Genomic DNA, 15,378 nt, shown 5'->3' with positions numbered 1-15,378 from the left:
CCCTCAGCTCCCAAGGGCGACCATGAACGAAACCCAGATCATCGAAGTAGCGAACGCCGACTGGCACGCACGCAACCTGTCCGTGCCGCGCGAGACGCTGCTCGCCGGCGTCGAGCGCGGCAAGGTGCTGTATTTTCCGAACCTGCGCTTTGCGATCGAAGGCGGCGAACAGGCGCTGCTCGATCCGGCGATCGCCGATCCGAGCCGCAAGAACATCAGCCTCGAACCCAACGGCGGCGCGTTGCACGGCGTGGCCGGTGACGCCGTCACGCAATCGGCGGTGCGCGCGTTGATCGCGCGTTACCAGGCCAATGCGCGCACGCTGGTCGACGGGCTCTTTCCCGAATACAACGGCAAGCTGCGCGTCGCGCCGACCAGCTTGCGGCTGCATCAGGTCGAAACGCGCGAAACGTCATGGCGCAAGGACGACAGCCGCCTGCACGTCGACGCGTTCCCGTCGCGGCCGAACTACGGCGAGCGCATTCTGCGCGTGTTCACCAACGTCAATCCGCATGGCGCGCCGCGCGTGTGGCGGGTCGGCGAACCGTTCGAGGACATGGCGCGGCGCTTCCTGCCGCGTATCAAGCCGCAGATGCCGGGCTCGGCGTGGCTGCTGAATCTGCTGCACGTCACCAAGTCGCCGCGCAGCGAGTACGACCATCTGATGCTGAATCTGCACGACGGCATGAAGGCCGATCTCGACTATCAGAAGTCGAGCCCGCAGGAGACCATGCCGTTTCCGCCGGGCTGCGTGTGGGTGTGTTTCTCCGACCAGACCTCGCATGCGGTGATGTCCGGCCAGTTCATGCTGGAGCAGACCTTCTTCCTGCCGGTCAAGGCGATGGCGCAGCCCGAATGCGCGCCGCTCGGCATTCTCGAGCGCCTGAAGGGCAGGGCGCTGGTTTGAGCGCCGCGGACTTTGTGGACGGTTGGCGAAGCGCGTGCGGCCGTGCGCTGCATGCGGAGCAGGCGGAGTGCGCGCCTCATGAAGAACACGCGGAGCGCCGATGCTGAGGGCGATCTACAACGCGCTCTGGTGGATCATCGCCCCGCTGGCCGTGCTGCGTCTCCTGATCCGTTCGCGCAAGGAGCGAGGTTATCGCGAGCATATCGGCGAGCGCTTCGGTTACTCGCGCGGGCGCTTGCCTGAAGACAGCGCGCCGTTGATCTGGGTGCATGCGGTGTCGGTCGGCGAAACTCGCGCCGCGCAACCGCTGATCGATGCACTGATGAAAGCGCGTCCCGATGCGCGCATTCTATTGACCCACATGACGCCGAGCGGCCGCGCCACCGGCGTGCAGATTTTCGGCGACCGTGTGCTGCGCAGCTACCTGCCGTACGACATGCCGCATGCGGTGCGGCGGTTCTTGCACACGTGGCGGCCGTCGCTCGGTCTGGTGATGGAGACCGAAGTGTGGCCGACGCTGATCGACGAATGCCGGCGCGCGGACGTGCCGCTGATATTGACCAACGCGCGGATGTCGGCGCGTTCGTATAAGCGCGCGGCCAAATTTGGCGGTGCGACCAGGGACGTGTTCGGCGGCTTTGCGCGTGTGCTCGCGCAGAGTCCGTCGGACGCTGAGCGGCTCACCGCGCTCGGCGCGCGTAACGTCGCGGTGCTCGGCAATCTGAAGTTCGACATGAGCACGCCGCCCGAACTGGCGGCGCGCGGGCATGCGTGGCGCGCGGCGATCGGCACGCGGCCGGTGTGGGTCGCGGCGAGCACTCGCGAGGGCGAAGAGGCGTTGGTGTTGCAGGCGCTCGCGGCGCTCGGTGTCGATGACGCGCTGCTCATCCTGGTGCCGCGTCATCCGCAACGATTCGACGAAGTGGCCGCGCTGGTCGAGAAGGCCGGGCTGCGGCTCGAACGGCGTTCGAAGTGGGCGACGGATGCAAAGGTGGCGTCGGCGGCTGTGGCCACGAGCGGTGCGCTGACGGCATTGCCTGCCGGCGTCAACGTGCTGCTGGGCGATTCGATGGGCGAGTTGGGCGCTTACTATGCCGCTGCGGATCTGGCGTTCATCGGTGGGAGTCTGCTGCCGCTCGGCGGACAGAATCTGATCGAAGCGTGCGCGGTCGGCGTGCCGGTGCTGATCGGGCCGCACGTGTTCAACTTCACCCAGGCTACCGCGGATGCAGTCGCGGCGGGCGCGGCGGTGCAGGTTCAAGACCCGGAAGGTCTGGCGCGCGTGTTGCGCGAGCTGTTCGGCGACAAGGCGCGGCGCCTGGCGATGGGCGGAGCGGCTTCGGCATTCGCCGCGCGCCATCGCGGGGCGACGGCGCGGACTGTGGATGTGTTGATGGCGGTGTTGCCGGAGTGACACGAAGCTGACGGGAAGGGCGCGCTGAACGGAGCACGTGCAACGCGTGTATCGGGCGCCCTCGACATCAAGCCTTCAACAACCCCTTCTTCTCGATAAACCCCACCACCTGATCCAACCCGTCCAGCGCCTTCAGATTACACATCACGAAGGGCCGCTCGCCGCGCATCTTCTTGGCATCCGAAGCCATCACGTCGAGGTTCGCGCCGACCATCGGCGCGAGGTCCGTCTTGTTGATCACCAGCAGATCCGACTTCGTGATGCCGGGGCCGCCCTTGCGCGGAATCTTCTCGCCGCCCGCGACGTCGATCACGTAGATCGTCAAGTCCGACAGTTCAGGACTGAACGTTGCCGCGAGGTTATCGCCGCCCGATTCGATGAAGACGATGTCGGCGTCGGGAAACCGCGTCAGCATGCGGTCGACGGCTTCGAGATTGATCGACGCGTCTTCGCGGATCGCCGTATGCGGGCAGCCGCCCGTTTCGACGCCCATGATCCGCTCGGCCGGCAACGCGCCCGCCACGGTCAGGAGGCGCTGGTCTTCCTTCGTATAGATGTCGTTGGTGATCGCGACGAGGTCGTACTGGTCGCGCATCGCCTTGCAGAGCATTTCGAGCAGCGTGGTCTTGCCGGAGCCGACCGGGCCGCCGACGCCCACGCGCAGCGGCGGCAGTTTCTTGGTGCGCACGGACGAGTGGGCGGGATGATGAGGTGCGTTCATGATGGATCGTGTTATGAGCGGAAGAGCCGCGAATACTGCGACTCGTGACGCGCCGACAGAATGCCGAGTTGCGGCGCGAACGTGTTGATGTTTTCGGGTGAAGTGGCGAGCGCGCGCGTGACGGCCGCATCGATCGGCTGGCGCAATGCGACGATGATGCGTTGGCCCGCGAGCTGTCCCAACGGCACCGCCTTCAAGGCGGCGGCGGCCTGGTTTTCGACCCAGCTGAACGCGTAAGCGGCGAGCGCGGCATCGACGGCTGCATCGTGCGCATAAGCGGCGAACGCGAACGCCGTGGGTTGCGCGAGCGGCGTGAGCGAAGCGAGCGTCGCGCGTCTTGACGCATCGCCCCATTCGAGCGACACGCACAATTGCCGCAGCGACCAGCCCATCTGCTCCGTTTCGCGGCGCAATTCCGCGGACTCGCGGCTCGCGAGGAATTCGCGGTTGGCTTCAGCGAGACCCGCGGCGTCATGCGCGCGCCAGCGCTCCATCTGATGTGCGAGGAACGGCAACTCGCCGTGCGCGAGCACATCGGTCAGGCCGCTCTCGATCCACGCGCGGGCGGAATCGGCGTCGGTGATCAACTGCGCTTCGATCGCGGCTTCGAGACCCTGTGAGTAGCTGAACGCGCCGATCGGCAGCGCCGGCGACGCGAGATGCAGCAGCGCGGTGAGTTCAGCGATGCGCATGATGCGGGTGATGCGCGTGGCCGCACGATTCGTCGTGCACGTGGCCGCTGTGGTCGTGGTCGTGATCGTGGCTGTGTGCATGATCGTGGCCGTGCTCATGCGAGTGACCATGCGAAGCGTGGCTATGCCCATGCTCATGGTCGTGCGAGTGAGCACCCTCATGACCATGATGCTCACCAAACACCTGCTGCGCGAGCGCATAGTCCTCAGCGAACGTCTCGTCATGCCCATGCTTGTGCCCGCCGCCATACGCGCCGGACTCAGGCTGAAACGGCATCGACACCTGATCGACCGTCGCGCCGATGCGCTTGAGCATGTCGGCCAGCACCGGATCGTATTCGAGCTTCAGATAATCCGCGCCTACTTCCACCGGCGTATGACGATTGCCAAGGTGATACGCGGCGCGTGTCAGCGTCAAAGCATCATGCGCGCGCACATGGAGCACCGCTTCGGCCGCGGCGACCACGCGCACGAGGCCGCCATCGTCGGCGACCAGCACGTCGCCGTCGCGCAGCACGGTGCCGCGCGGCAACAGCAGCGCGACTTCCTCGCCGTTATCGAGCGTGGCGGCAAGCCGGCTCTTGCGCCGTTCGTCGAAAGCGAGCGTCAGCGTCGGCGCCCGCTTCACCAGCACGGGCGCGAGCTTCAGGTGCGGCGCCAGCAGTTTGTCGAGAGTACGCATGGTCAGAACAGAAAGTAGCGCTGCGCCATCGGCAGCACGGTGGCCGGTTCGCAGGTCAGCAACTGGCCGTCCGCGATCACCTGATAAGTCTCCGGATCGACGCTGATCGCCGGACGCCACGCGTTGTGAATCATGTCCGCCTTCGAGATGTTGCGGCAGTTCTTCACGGCCACGATACGCTTGTTCAGCCCATAACGTTCGGCCACGCCCGCGCCGGCGGCCATCTGCGACACAAAGGTCAGCGACGTGCGCGCCAGCGCGCCGCCGCGCGTCGCGAACATCTCGCGATAGTGGACCGGTTGCGGCGTCGGAATCGACGCGTTCGGGTCGCCCATCTGCGCCATCGCGATCATCCCGCCTTTGAGGATCAACGACGGTTTGATGCCGAAGAACGCCGGCTCCCAGAACACCAGGTCGGCCCACTTGCCCGGTTCGATCGAGCCGACTTCGTGCGCGATGCCGTGCGTGATCGCTGGGTTGATCGTGTACTTCGCGACGTAGCGCTTCGCGCGGAAGTTGTCGTGGCGCGCGCTGTCCTCGGGCAGCGCGCCGCGTTGCACCTTCATCTTGTGCGCGGTCTGCCACGTGCGGATGATCACTTCGCCCACCCGGCCCATCGCCTGCGAATCCGACGACAGCATCGACAGCGCGCCGAGATCGTGCAGGATGTCTTCGGCGGCGATCGTCTCGCGACGGATGCGCGATTCGGCGAACGCGATGTCTTCCGCGATCGACGGGTCCAGGTGATGGCACACCATCAACATGTCGAGATGCTCTTCGAGCGTGTTGACGGTGTACGGGCGCGTCGGATTGGTCGACGAGGGCAGCACGTTCGCCTCGCCGCACACCTTGATGATGTCGGGCGCGTGGCCGCCGCCCGCGCCTTCGGTGTGATACGTGTGGATCGTGCGGCCCTTGAACGCGGCCACCGTCGCTTCGACGAAACCCGCTTCGTTCAGCGTGTCGGTGTGAATCGCGACCTGCGTGTCTGTGTCGTCGGCAACCGAGAGGCAGTTGTCGATCGCAGCGGGCGTCGTGCCCCAGTCCTCGTGCAGCTTCAGGCCGATCGCGCCGGCGGCGATCTGCTCCAGCGCGGGCTGCGGCTGACTCACGTTGCCCTTGCCGAGAAAGCCCAGATTCATCGGATAACCATCGGCCGCTTGCAGCATGCGTTCGAGATGCCACGGACCCGGCGTGCAGGTGGTCGCGTTGGTGCCGGTAGCCGGGCCGGTGCCGCCACCGAGCATCGTGGTCACGCCGCTCGCCAGCGCTTCTTCGATCTGCTGCGGGCTGATGAAGTGAATGTGCGTATCGATGCCGCCCGCCGTCACGATCAGGCCTTCGCCCGCGATCACTTCGGTGGATGCGCCGATCGCAATCGTCACGTTCGGCTGGATGTCGGGATTGCCCGCCTTGCCGATCGCGGCGATGCGGCCGTCCTTGATGCCGATGTCGGCCTTGACGATGCCCCAGTGGTCGAGAATCACCGCGTTCGTCACGACCGTGTCGACCACCTCGGCGTGCACGCGCTGCGACTGGCCCATGCCGTCGCGAATCACCTTGCCGCCGCCGAATTTGACTTCTTCACCGTAGGTGGTGAAGTCGCGCTCGACTTCGATCAGCAACTCGGTATCGGCGAGACGCACGCGGTCGCCGGTGGTGGGGCCGAACATTTCCGCGTACGCGCGGCGGCCAATGCGTAATGTCATGTTGTGAGTCCGGAAATTAGCGGGGCGATTCGGGCACAGGAGCGCGTGTCGCGCGTCACAGCTTGCCCATCACCTTGCCGTTGAAGCCGTAGACGAGCCGGTCGCCCGCCAGTTCGACTAGCTCGACCGTGCGGTCCTGGCCAGGCTCGAAGCGCACGGCGGTGCCCGCCGCGATGTTCAGCCGGAAACCGCGCGCCGTTTCGCGATCGAAGGAGAGCGCTGCGTTCACTTCGTAGAAGTGGTAGTGCGAGCCGATCTGCACCGGGCGGTCGCCGGTATTCGACACGACCACCGTGACCGTGGCGCGGCCTGCGTTGAGCTCGTGTTCGCCGTCGTCGATGAGGAGTTCGCCGGGAATCATGGGGCCTGCCTTGTGCGCTTAAGGGATCGGGTGGTGGACGGTGACGAGCTTGGTGCCGTCGGGGAACGTGGCTTCGACCTGGATGTCGGGGATCATCTCCGGCACGCCTTCCATCACGTCGTCGCGCGTGAGCAGCGTGGTGCCGTAGTGCATCACCTCGGCGACGCTCTTGCCATCGCGCGCCGCTTCCATCAGCGCGGCGGTGATGAAGGCGATCGCTTCCGGGTAGTTCAGTTTGAGGCCGCGCGCGCGGCGCCGTTCGGCAAGCAGCGCGGCGGTGAAGATCAACAGCTTGTCCTTCTCGCGAGGTGTCAGCTTCATCGAATGTGTGCGTTGGGGTGTGTGGTCGGGTTTGCGTTCGGTATTGACGGGCGTGGCGAAGGTCCCGCCAGGGGCCGCCCGCGACCATGATAGGCGCTGCGCGTCACGGCCGCGACCGCTTGCTGCGCACGCGGCGAGTCCACGGCGCAGACAAGGCTGGAAAAGCCGGTCACGGTATCAAGTCCGGCTAACGGCGCGCTTACAGATCGGCCGGCAACGGTGCGCCGAACCACTTCTTCGACATCGTGTTGAGCGTGCCGTCCTGCTTCGCCTGTGCGATTGCGGCATCCACTTTCTGCTGCAGGCGCGGCTCGTTCTTGTTCATGCCGACGAAGCACGGCGAATTCTTGATCACGAACTTCGGCTCCGGCCGGCGCGGCGGATTCTTCGCGATGATCGCGGCCGCGACGATGTTGCCGGCGGCGATCAGTTGCACCTGGCCCGACAGGAACGCGGCGATGGTCGCGTTGTTGTCCTCGAAGCGTTTGATGGTCGCGTTCGGCGCCATCTGCGAGAGGCCGATTTCCTCGAGCGCGCCGCGCGTTGCGCCGACCGTCTTGCCGGTGAGATCGGCGGGACCGCTCACCTTGATGTCGGCGGGGCCGAACACGCCCTGGTAGTACGGCGCGTAGGCGGTCGAGAAGTCGATCACCTTCTCGCGGTCCGGTGTCTTGCCGAGCGACGAGATCACCAGATCGACCTTGCCCGTCTGCAGATACGGAATGCGGTTCGCGCTGTTGACCGGCACGAGTTCGAGCTTCGCGTTCATCGACTTCGCGAGCAGCGCGGCGGCGTCGATGTCGTAGCCTTGCGGCTTCATGTCGGGACCGACCGAGCCGAACGGCGGATAGTCTTCCGGCACGGCCACTTTCAGCACGCCCGTTTTGGCGATGTTGTCGAGCGTATCCGCGTGGGCGGCGACCGCATGAAAGGCGAGGTCGGCGGCGATGGGCGCGAACAGCAGCGCGGCGAGCAACGCGCGGCGTGCGCGGCGGGGCAGGGGTCGTTTCATGGTCTGTCGGCGGTGGTGGCGGTGTGGTGATGGCGGCGAGCCGGTCGGCTGCCGTCAGCGCGCGGCAGCATCGTGGCGCAGGGCGACGCAAGGTGTGTGCCATCCCGGTGCGGCTTGGGACTGCGGGCGGTCAGCGCGGGTCGTGCACCCGATTGGGGCGAGCGCGTGCGCCTTAATGGTGCGCACACGGCCTTGCAAAGGTGAAAGGCTGCGGCGGCCAGTGAGGCCGCCCGACCGGCTCAGGTCGACCAGATCCGCAAAGGCACCGCCGCGACGCCGTGCACGACCGGCCGCAGTTGCAGCCAGCAGCGCGTCAACGCGTGCTGCAAGGTTTCCATCGAGCGCGACACCGCGCGCACCAGCACCACACCGTTCGTTACGCAAGACGCGGCGGCGCGCAGCGAGTCGTCGAACGGCAATTGCGCGGTCAGCGACTCGGCCAGCGCGTCGTCGCAAGCCGCGCCTACGGCCCACAACGTGCCGTATGCGGGGAACCCGGCCAGCCCCTGGGCCGCATCGCGCAGCGGATCGGTCGCGTCGAGGCTCGCGCGTTCGAGCCACAGCAACTCGCCGCGCGCACCGACGATGCGCGACACCGCCCGCAACCGGCCCGCCGACCAGCGTTCGCCCGCCGCTTGCCGGCCGAGTTGAATCGCGTCCCAGCCGATCGCGGTGGCGCCTTCGGCCAGCGTCAGCGAGAAATCGAGGTTCGCGTGGGCGTCGTTGAACACGATGTTGTTTTGCGGCAGCCAGTCGAGCTTCGCCTGCTCGCCGACGCGCGCGGCGACATGCTGATGCGCGGCGCGGCCATTGGACTTGTACCACTTGGTCGCGCCGGGCGTGGTGATGACGGCATGCGCACCCGAGCCGACCGCGACATCGATATCGAGCTGATCGCCGCCCGCGATGCCGCCGGGCGGATGCACGATCACCGCGTGACAGATCGCCTGGCCTTCGGGATAGAGCGGCCGCTGCACGCGCAACGGCCCGTCATGCAGCCGGTGTGCGAGCGTCGTGCGCTCGTTCTGTTTGACGAAGCCGAGTTCGAGACGCGCGCGCCATGACGAATGCGCGGCAGTTTGCAGCGCGGTTTGCACATCTGCGAGCGTGGCGTGATTATCGTGAAGCGACATGCGAATGGACGACGTGCGATCGGTCTGAAGTGTGAAGGCGGAACGAACTCGCGCTGGCGAGACACGCGCGAGCCGTGCCGCCCGAGGATGCGGCGAGAATAGCACGTGCGCCTGCGCGTGCCCGTCACACGGCGATCACACCGCGATCAATGCACGCACGCCATCGGTGTCCATGCTCGCGCCTTCGCCGCCCGCGACGATTTCACCGCGGCTCATCACCCAGTAGCGATCGGCAATGTCCTTCGCGAAGTCATAGTACTGCTCGACGAGCAGCACCGTCATGCCCATTTCCTCGACCAGTTGACGCAGCGTGCGCCCGATGTCCTGAATGATCGACGGCTGGATGCCTTCGGTCGGTTCATCGAGGATCAGCAGTTGCGGATCGCTCATCAGCGCGCGGCCAATCGCGAGCTGCTGCTGCTGACCGCCCGACAGATCGCCGCCGCGCCGGCTGCGCATATCCTTCAGGACCGGGAACAGTTCGTAGATGCGGTCGGGGATTTTTTTGGGCGCTTTCTTGCTGGCCGCGCCGACCAGCAGATTCTCCTCGACGGTCAGACGCGGAAAGATATCGCGGCCTTGCGGCACATAGGCGAGACCGTGCTCGACGCGCGCATGGGTCGGCAGCCTGGTGATCGGCGTGCCGCGCCAGGCGATCGAACCGCTCTTCGTCTGCACGACGCCCATCAGGCAGCGCAGCAGCGTGGTCTTGCCGACGCCGTTGCGGCCCAGCAGCACGGTGAGCTTGCCGTCGGGCACGGTGAGCTTCACATCGCGCAGGATGTGGCTGCCGCCGTAGTACTGGTTCAGGTTTTCGACTTCCAGCATGTGCGTTATATCCGTTCGAAGCTTTGATTCATCGGCCCACTCATCGGCCCAGGTAAGACTCGATGACCGTCTCGTCTTTCTTGACCTCGTCGAGCGTGCCGTGCGCTAGCACGCGTCCTTCGGCCATCACCGTCACCTTGCCGGCGTCGCCCGACAACGCCGCCACGAACTCCATGTCGTGTTCGACGACCATCATCGAACAGGTGCCGCGCAGATGGTTGAGCAGCTCGGCGAGCTGCATGGTCTCGTCGTCGGTCATGCCGGCGGCCGGTTCGTCGAGCAACAGCAGCGCCGGTTGCTGCATCAGCAGCATGCCGATTTCGAGCCGCTGCTTCTGTCCATGCGAAAGCTCGCCGGCCAGGCGCCGCGCTTCGCTCTCCAGACCAATCAGCGCGAGCGTTTCCTCGATGCGCGCCTGCGCCTGACGATCCAGGCGCGCGCGCAACGAGGCCCACCAGCCCTTGTCGGCCTTCATCGCCAGTTCGAGGTTTTCCCACACCGGATGCTGTTCGAACACGGTCGGCTTCTGAAACTTGCGGCCGATCCCCGCGCGCGCGATGGACGGCTCGTTCATCCGCGTCAAGTCGATCGACTGCCCGAGAAACACCTTGCCGGAGTCCGGCTCCGTCTTGCCGGTGATGACATCCATCATCGTCGTCTTGCCGGCGCCGTTCGGACCGATGATGCAGCGCAATTCGCCCGCGTCGATCGCGAGCGACAGCGCGTTCAACGCGCGAAAGCCGTCGAAGCTCACGGTCACGTCTTCGAGGTACAGAATCGTGCCGTGCGAAATGTCGATCTCGCCGGGCACCACCGCGTGCCCCATGCTTGCGACGCCGCTCAGCGAGTGCTCGGCGGGTTGTTCCGGTAAAGCCAGATCAGGAACCATCGGGTTTTCGTTCATCAGCGGTTTCTCCTGCGCGTCACGAGTTCGATCAGTCCCATGATGCCGTTGGGCAGCAGCAGCGGAACCAGCACGAAGATCAGACCGAGAAAGAACAGCCAGTATTCAGGGAAGTTCGCCGTAAAGAAACTCTTCGCGCCGTTCACCGCGAACGCGCCGATGATCGGCCCGATCAGCGTGCCGCGTCCGCCCACCGCGACCCAGATCGCCATCTCGATCGAGTTGCCCGGCGACATCTCGCCGGGATTGATGATGCCGACCTGCGGCACATACAACGCGCCGGCGACCCCGCACAGCACCGCCGACACGGTCCACACGAACAGCTTGTACGCGAGCGGGCTGTAGCCGAGGAACATCAAACGCGTTTCGCCGTCGCGTACGGCTGTGACCACGCGGCCGAGCTTCGACGTGACGATCGCGCGCGCACCGATGAACGCGAGGATCAGCACCGCGAACGTGATCAGCAGCAGGGCAGTGCGGGTGCCCGGATGCGTGATCGGAAAGCCGCCGATGCGCTTGAAGTCGGTGAAGCCGTTATTGCCGCCGAAGCCCGTTTCGTTGCGATAGAACAGCAGCATCGCGGCGAAGGTCATCGCCTGGGTGATGATCGACAGGTACACGCCCTTCACGCGCGAGCGGAACGTGAAGAAGCCGAACACCCACGCGACCACCGCCGGCACCAGCACCACCAGCAGCAGCGCATAGCCGAGATGCTGGGTGCCTTCCCAGTACCACGGCAGTTGATGCCAGTCGAGGAACACCATGAAGTCGGGCAGGTCGCTGCCGTACTTGCCCTCGTGGCCGATTGCGCGCATCAGGTACATGCCGATCGCGTAGCCGCCCAGCGCGAAGAACAGCGCGTGGCCGAGGCTCAGAATGCCGCAGTAGCCCCACACCAGGTCGAGCGCGAGCGCCGCGATCGCGTAGCACATGAACTTGCCGGCGATCGTCGTCGCGTAGGCGGACAGATGCAGTGCGCTCGTCTCCGGCACCACCAGCGTGGCAAACGGCACGCCGAGCCCGAACACGATGATCAGCGCGATCAGCGCGAGCCATGCGCGCCGCGACAGCAGCGCGGGACGCGGCGGCAAGCCGAGCGCGAAGCCGGACTGCAAGTCGCGTGCGGATGCCGCTGCGCCGCTGTTGGTTGCGCCGACGCGAGCAGACGAGGTTGTCGATGAAGTAGCAGAAGTCATCTCATGCCTCCGCGCTACGGCCCTTGAGGGCGAACATGCCCTGCGGACGCTTCTGGATGAACAGCACGATCAGCACGAGCACCGCGATCTTCGCGAGCACCGCGCCCCAGAACGGTTCGATCGCCTTGCTGACGAGCCCGAGCCCGAAGCCGCCGATCACGGTGCCGGCGAGCTGGCCGACGCCGCCCAGCACGACCGCCATGAAGGAATCGATGATGTAGCTCTGGCCGAGGTCCGGTCCGACATTGCCGATCTGCGACAGCGCGCAGCCGCCCAGACCCGCGATGCCCGCGCCGAACGCGAACGCATACGAATCGACCCGCGCGGTTTTCACGCCGACGCACGCGGCCATCCGGCGGTTCTGCGTGACGGCGCGCACGAACAGGCCGAGGCGCGTCCTCGTCAGCACCGCCCACGCGATCGCGACCACGATCAGCGAAAACGCCAGAATCGCCAGCCGGTTGTACGGCAGGATGAGATTCGGCAGCACGGTCACGCCGCCGCTCATCCACGCAGGGTTGATCACCTGCACGTTCTGCGCGCCGAACAGCATGCGCGTTGCCTGGATCAGGATCAGGCTGACGCCGAACGTGGTCAGCAGTGTTTCGAGCGGACGGCCGTACAGGTGCTTGAGCACCAGCCGTTCGAGCACGATGCCCACCAGCCCCGCCGCCGCGAACGACGCCGGCACCGCGAGCAGCGGATACCAGTCGAACGCGCCGGGCGCGAAGCGCTGAAAGAGGTTCTGCACCACATACGTCGCGTACGCGCCGATCATCAGGAATTCGCCGTGCGCCATGTTGATCACGCCGATCAGTCCATACGTGATTGCCAGGCCGAGCGCGGCGAGCAGCAGCACGCTGCCGAGCGACAAGCCGGCGAACAACGTGCCGGCGATCTGGCTGCGGCGCTGGATCGCATCGAGTTCGTCGATGCCGCTTTGCGCGGCGGCGCGCACGCGGTCGTCGGCTTCGACGAAGCTGCCGTCCGCTTTTTTCGCGACCAGCGGCCGCAGCAGTTCGTTCATGTCGAGGTCGTGCCGCGCAGCCACCAGTTGCACGGCTTCGAGACGTTTGGCCGGGTCGGCGTCGTGCAATGCGGTCATCGCCCACAGCGTGTCGAGGCGCTTTTTCAAGGCCGGATCGGTTTCCTTTGCGCGGGCCGCGTCGACCAGCGGCTTGATCGCCGGATCGGGGTTTTGCAGCAGCGACGCGATCGCGGCTTCGCGGGTCGCGCGGTCGGCCGAGTCGAGTTGCAGGCCTGAGAGCGCGCCCGCCACTTTCGAGCGCAGCAGGTTGTTCAGCGTGACCGGCTGGGCGTCGCCGGCCGCGACGGTCTTGCCGGTGACGGCGTCGCGTGCGGTGTCGCCGTCTTGCAGCAGCACGGCGCCCGCATCGGTGGCGAGCGCGCTGTCGTCGGACAGCGCCTTGAGCACCGCGAGCGATTCCTTGTCGTGGTTGGCGATCAGCTTGTCGATTGCCGCGGATTTGGTGTCGAAGTCGTCACCGGCGAGCGGCGCGACATCGGCGGGGACGAGCGCGAACGCGGCCAGCGGCGCGCCGGCGAGCAGCACCAGCGCCGCGCCGGCGATGCTACGCCGTGCGAAGCGTGACAGTCGTGCGGATTTGAGCAATGAAAACGCCATGATGGCCTTTGGAGGTAAACCGTCGGGTTGCGCGTGCACGCAACCCGCCTTCACGGTACGAACCCACGGCACGCTGAACGCCCGACGCGCGTCGGGCGTGAGCCAGGGGCCGTGAGTTCACGCCGGCTCGCTACGCGGCTAAGCGGTCAAGCGGCTGATAAGCGCCGCCGCAGCGAGCCGTCCTGTCAGGCGACGCGCGAGCGCTTCAGGAACGCCGGAATCGAACTGACCACGTCCGGCTTGCTCGAATTGCCGGCGATGAACGGGCTCCACGGCTGCGCGCGGATCGCGGTCTTGGTGCGCCACACCACGTTGAACTGGCCGTCGGCGCGCACTTCGCCGATCATCACCGGCTTGTGCAGATGGTGATTGCCGTCCATCTCCAGCGTGAAGCCCGACGGCGCGGCGAAAGTCTGGCCGACCATCGCGACGCGCACCTTGTCCACCTCGGTGCTCTTCGCTTTCTCGACCGCCTGCTTCCACATGTGGATGCCGACGAAGGTCGCTTCCATCGGGTCGTTGGTCACGCGCTTCGTGCCGCCCGGCAGGTTGTTTTGCGCGACCCACGCGGCCCATTGCTTCTTGAACTTCTCGTTGGACGGGTTGCGCAGCGACATGAAGTAGTTCCATGCCGCGAGGTTGCCGACCAGCGGCTTCGTGTCGATGCCGCGCAGTTCCTCCTCGCCGACCGAGAATGCGACCACCGGCACGTCCGACGCCTTCAGCCCCTGGTTGCCGAGCTCCTTGTAGAACGGCACGTTCGAATCGCCGTTCACCGTCGAGATCACCGCGGTCTTGCCGCCTTGCGAGAAGGTCTTGATGTTGGCGACGATGGTCTGATAGTCGCTGTGGCCGAACGGCGTGTAGACCTCTTGAATGTCGGCTTCCTGGACGCCCTTGGATTTGAGGAATGCGCGCAGGATCTTGTTGGTCGTGCGCGGATACACATAGTCGGTGCCTAGCAGGAAGAAGCGCTTGGCGCCGCCGCCTTCCGCGCTCATCAGATATTCGGTCGCGGGGATCGCCTGCTGATTCGGCGCTGCGCCCGTGTAGAACACGTTGCGCGACATTTCCTCGCCCTCGTACTGCACCGGATAGAACAGCAGGCCGTTCAGTTCCTCGAACACCGGCAGCACCGATTTGCGCGACACCGAAGTCCAGCAGCCGAACACCGCTGCGCACTTTTCCTGGGTGATCAGCTGGCGCGCTTTCTCGGCGAACAGCGGCCAGTTCGACGCCGGGTCGACCACCACCGGCTGAATCTGACGGCCCATCACACCGCCGTTCTTGTTGATCTCCGCGATGGTCATCAACGCGGTGTCCTTGAGCGATGTTTCGGAGATGGCCATCGTGCCCGACAGCGAATGGAGGATGCCGACCTTGATCGGACCGCTATCGGACTGCGCGTTCGCGAACGGCACCTGACCCGCCAGCGCCAGTGCGCCGGACATGGAACCGAACTTCAACAGACTGCGACGTTTCATGTATATCCCCTTGCCATTGATGGTGACTGTTTATGGGCGTCTATTTCAGCCAGCAGGGCTTGTCCCGCATGACTTGCCGCTTGTGTACTGCAAGGCACATGCCATGCAGTAAGTTCGACCCGAACTACGCGTGTTGCGCGCTGCGGTGCGCCTGGCCAGCGGGCCGCGTGCGCGCGGCGCGGCGCAAAAGTGGTGCAGGATCGCGACAGGCGCCTCGTTCGGGTGCGCGCCGCGCTGCAACGAAGCGCGCGCATCCGCCAGCGGTTGTCGACGGTGCATGAGTGCCGCGCCTTTGTGCATGCGTCGCGCTCTGTCTACACTGAAGGACTGAATAGGAGCAATTGCGTTGCTTGGCGTCGGGGTAAGGGC

The 15,378-nt window shown here is 65.8% G+C and carries 15 protein-coding genes; 2 read left to right on the top strand and 13 right to left on the bottom strand.

What is annotated here, in order from left to right:
* The first annotated feature begins 22 nt into the window (after nt 1-22).
* Nucleotides 23-907, top strand: coding sequence for a Kdo hydroxylase KdoO (gene kdoO, locus FVF58_RS20020; RefSeq protein WP_149671606.1), 885 nt, complete (start codon nt 23-25; stop codon nt 905-907).
* Nucleotides 908-1,007: 100 nt separating this feature from the next.
* The gene (gene waaA, locus FVF58_RS20015) at nt 1,008-2,321 is read left to right on the top strand and encodes a lipid IV(A) 3-deoxy-D-manno-octulosonic acid transferase (protein WP_149671605.1); all 1,314 of its coding nucleotides are present in this window, start codon (nt 1,008-1,010) and stop codon (nt 2,319-2,321) included.
* Between the two features lie 67 nt (nt 2,322-2,388).
* Here waaA and ureG read toward each other — a convergent pair whose 3' ends face one another.
* The 13 genes from ureG to urtA form a co-directional block, all read right to left on the bottom strand.
* A complete protein-coding gene (gene ureG / locus FVF58_RS20010; protein WP_149671604.1) occupies nt 2,389-3,042 on the bottom strand; it encodes an urease accessory protein UreG in 654 nt (217 codons plus the stop codon).
* Between the two features lie 11 nt (nt 3,043-3,053).
* Nucleotides 3,054-3,734 (bottom strand): urease accessory protein UreF, encoded by a 681-nt coding sequence (locus tag FVF58_RS20005; RefSeq protein WP_149671645.1) that lies wholly within the window; start codon nt 3,732-3,734, stop codon nt 3,054-3,056.
* Nucleotides 3,721-4,416, bottom strand: coding sequence for an urease accessory protein UreE (gene ureE, locus FVF58_RS20000; protein ID WP_149671603.1), 696 nt, complete (start codon nt 4,414-4,416; stop codon nt 3,721-3,723). Before ureE ends, FVF58_RS20005 begins: the two co-directional genes overlap by 14 nt.
* Nucleotides 4,417-4,418: 2 nt before the next feature.
* Complete coding sequence (gene ureC / locus FVF58_RS19995) at nt 4,419-6,125, bottom strand: urease subunit alpha (RefSeq protein ID WP_149671602.1); 1,707 nt, start codon at nt 6,123-6,125, stop codon at nt 4,419-4,421.
* Between the two features lie 55 nt (nt 6,126-6,180).
* Nucleotides 6,181-6,486 carry an urease subunit beta gene (locus FVF58_RS19990; RefSeq protein ID WP_149671601.1) on the bottom strand — a complete coding sequence of 102 codons (306 nt, stop codon included), beginning with the start codon at nt 6,484-6,486 and terminating at the stop codon, nt 6,181-6,183.
* 18 nt (nt 6,487-6,504) lie between these two features.
* Nucleotides 6,505-6,807 (bottom strand): urease subunit gamma, encoded by a 303-nt coding sequence (gene ureA / locus FVF58_RS19985; protein ID WP_149671600.1) that lies wholly within the window; start codon nt 6,805-6,807, stop codon nt 6,505-6,507.
* 199 nt (nt 6,808-7,006) lie between these two features.
* Entirely contained in the window at nt 7,007-7,819 is an 813-nt protein-coding gene (locus FVF58_RS19980) for a transporter substrate-binding domain-containing protein (RefSeq protein ID WP_149671599.1), read from the bottom strand.
* A gap of 239 nt (nt 7,820-8,058) precedes the next feature.
* Nucleotides 8,059-8,952, bottom strand: a complete 894-nt coding sequence (locus tag FVF58_RS19975) for an urease accessory protein UreD (RefSeq protein WP_149671598.1) — start codon at nt 8,950-8,952, stop codon at nt 8,059-8,061.
* A 135-nt stretch (nt 8,953-9,087) separates the two neighbouring features.
* On the bottom strand, nt 9,088-9,780 hold the full coding sequence (gene urtE, locus FVF58_RS19970; RefSeq protein WP_149671597.1) for an urea ABC transporter ATP-binding subunit UrtE: 693 nt from the start codon (nt 9,778-9,780) through the stop codon (nt 9,088-9,090).
* 40 nt (nt 9,781-9,820) lie between these two features.
* Nucleotides 9,821-10,684 carry an urea ABC transporter ATP-binding protein UrtD gene (gene urtD / locus FVF58_RS19965; RefSeq protein WP_149671596.1) on the bottom strand — a complete coding sequence of 288 codons (864 nt, stop codon included), beginning with the start codon at nt 10,682-10,684 and terminating at the stop codon, nt 9,821-9,823.
* Nucleotides 10,684-11,880 (bottom strand): urea ABC transporter permease subunit UrtC, encoded by a 1,197-nt coding sequence (gene urtC, locus FVF58_RS19960; protein ID WP_149671595.1) that lies wholly within the window; start codon nt 11,878-11,880, stop codon nt 10,684-10,686. Before urtC ends, urtD begins: the two co-directional genes overlap by 1 nt.
* 1 nt (nt 11,881) lies before the next feature.
* Nucleotides 11,882-13,525, bottom strand: a complete 1,644-nt coding sequence (gene urtB, locus FVF58_RS19955; RefSeq protein ID WP_149671594.1) for an urea ABC transporter permease subunit UrtB — start codon at nt 13,523-13,525, stop codon at nt 11,882-11,884.
* Nucleotides 13,526-13,710: 185 nt separating this feature from the next.
* Nucleotides 13,711-15,009, bottom strand: coding sequence for an urea ABC transporter substrate-binding protein (gene urtA, locus FVF58_RS19950; RefSeq protein ID WP_149671593.1), 1,299 nt, complete (start codon nt 15,007-15,009; stop codon nt 13,711-13,713).
* Nucleotides 15,010-15,378: the final 369 nt, after the last annotated feature.

Origin of the sequence: Paraburkholderia panacisoli (assembly GCF_008369935.1) — a bacterium.
Taxonomy (GTDB): Bacteria; Pseudomonadota; Gammaproteobacteria; order Burkholderiales; family Burkholderiaceae; genus Paraburkholderia; species Paraburkholderia panacisoli.
This window is presented reverse-complemented; position numbering and strand designations above follow the sequence as displayed.

Excerpts from the sequence above, each read along its gene's own strand:
- FVF58_RS19975 (WP_149671598.1), bottom strand. The coding sequence starts at position 8,952 with ATGTCGCTTCACGATAATCACGCCACGCTCGCAGATGTGCAAACCGCG.
- urtA (WP_149671593.1), bottom strand. The coding sequence starts at position 15,009 with ATGAAACGTCGCAGTCTGTTGAAGTTCGGTTCCATGTCCGGCGCACTG.
- FVF58_RS20005 (WP_149671645.1), bottom strand. The coding sequence starts at position 3,734 with ATGCGCATCGCTGAACTCACCGCGCTGCTGCATCTCGCGTCGCCGGCG.
- urtC (WP_149671595.1), bottom strand. The coding sequence starts at position 11,880 with ATGACTTCTGCTACTTCATCGACAACCTCGTCTGCTCGCGTCGGCGCA.
- urtE (WP_149671597.1), bottom strand. The coding sequence starts at position 9,780 with ATGCTGGAAGTCGAAAACCTGAACCAGTACTACGGCGGCAGCCACATC.
- ureE (WP_149671603.1), bottom strand. The coding sequence starts at position 4,416 with ATGCGTACTCTCGACAAACTGCTGGCGCCGCACCTGAAGCTCGCGCCC.
- urtD (WP_149671596.1), bottom strand. The coding sequence starts at position 10,684 with ATGAACGAAAACCCGATGGTTCCTGATCTGGCTTTACCGGAACAACCC.
- urtB (WP_149671594.1), bottom strand. The coding sequence starts at position 13,525 with ATGGCGTTTTCATTGCTCAAATCCGCACGACTGTCACGCTTCGCACGG.
- kdoO (WP_149671606.1), top strand. The coding sequence starts at position 23 with ATGAACGAAACCCAGATCATCGAAGTAGCGAACGCCGACTGGCACGCA.
- ureC (WP_149671602.1), bottom strand. The coding sequence starts at position 6,125 with ATGACATTACGCATTGGCCGCCGCGCGTACGCGGAAATGTTCGGCCCC.
- ureG (WP_149671604.1), bottom strand. The coding sequence starts at position 3,042 with ATGAACGCACCTCATCATCCCGCCCACTCGTCCGTGCGCACCAAGAAA.
- ureA (WP_149671600.1), bottom strand. The coding sequence starts at position 6,807 with ATGAAGCTGACACCTCGCGAGAAGGACAAGCTGTTGATCTTCACCGCC.
- FVF58_RS19990 (WP_149671601.1), bottom strand. The coding sequence starts at position 6,486 with ATGATTCCCGGCGAACTCCTCATCGACGACGGCGAACACGAGCTCAAC.
- FVF58_RS19980 (WP_149671599.1), bottom strand. The coding sequence starts at position 7,819 with ATGAAACGACCCCTGCCCCGCCGCGCACGCCGCGCGTTGCTCGCCGCG.
- waaA (WP_149671605.1), top strand. The coding sequence starts at position 1,008 with ATGCTGAGGGCGATCTACAACGCGCTCTGGTGGATCATCGCCCCGCTG.